The sequence below is a fragment of the Streptomyces sp. Ru62 genome, from assembly GCF_002920615.1.
Classification (GTDB): Bacteria; Actinomycetota; Actinomycetes; order Streptomycetales; family Streptomycetaceae; genus Streptomyces.
On sequence record NZ_PQSU01000091.1, the window covers coordinates 1 to 1,110 of the forward strand.

Sequence of the window (1,110 nt, forward strand, 5' to 3'; positions counted from 1 at the left end):
CGCCGAGGGTCGTCAGGTCCATCTGGGTGTCCAGCAGCTCCCGCAGGTACTGCTTGTTCGGCTCGAAGGTGAGCACGTTGGGCAGCTCGGGGGCCAGGACCTCCTGCGGCTCCCGGCCGTCGATGCGGCGCATCAGGTCACAGGCCGTGTGCAGGTGCTCCAGCTCCATGTTCAGGTGCAGCTCCCAGATCGCCTTGACCTTGGGGTCGCTCTCCTGCTCCATGAACGAGTAGTACAGGTAGCACTCGTTGTACTCGTGGTTGACCAGCTGCTCCCACCACGTCTCGCCCGGGTCCACCAGGGACTCGTAGTGCGTGACGTGCTCCTCCTCGATCAGCCCGATCTCCTGGTAGAGCTGACGGGCGATCGGCTCCATGTAGGTGGGGCCGGTGTTCATGTAGAAGTTCATCGTCTGCTGCTCCGCCGACATGATCGTCAGCGCGTGCAGCTTCGACAGCGGGTCGGTCGCGTTCCTGTCGTACGGGTCGCGGACGTTGTCGACCGGATCGCGGTGGTGGTACCGGGTGGGCCTGCCCGGCATCACCTCGGTGAGGTTGTCCACGATCGACTCCGCCTTGCGGTGTTCGATCATCTCGTACAGATTGGCGTACCGGTACAGGTGGTCGAAGTCCTCCAGCACACCGAACTGGTACGCCTGCTTCAGATAGGGGTCCGGCTCCATGCGCGCGACCCACGCCGTCAGGTCCACCGCGACCTGCTCGTAGGCGATGGTCGTCTCCAGCACCGAGGAGACGCCCGGCAGCAGCCAGTTCACGACCTTCTGCTGCTGCGCCTCGATGTACCGGGTCCGCGCCAGCTGCCGTTTGATCTCTGGGTCGACGGTGTTGCGGGCGAGCTGGTGGCTGAAGAGGATGGCCTCCACCTCGATGCCGTTCATGGTGATGATCCGGCACCGGGTGTACGGGTCACAGCGGTCCGGGTCGATGGGCTGCACGTTCAGCTCACGCCAACTGCGCAGCTGACGGTCGAGCGGGATACCCCGCTGCTCCAGTGGGTTGAAGGTCATGCGGGTGCCTCCTGATGCAGGGCGACTCGTGCGCCCGCGGGTACCCCGCCGCGGACGACGAGCCCAGGTCCGCCATCGAGTCT

At 65.2% G+C, this 1,110-nt stretch carries 1 protein-coding gene; it reads right to left on the reverse strand.

Translation table 11 applies throughout. The annotated features are described in order from the left end of the window. A partial coding sequence (locus C3492_RS43815; RefSeq protein ID WP_103818113.1) for a hypothetical protein occupies positions 1 to 1,027 on the reverse strand: 1,027 nt, incomplete at its 3' end. Positions 1,028 to 1,110 lie beyond the last annotated feature (83 nt).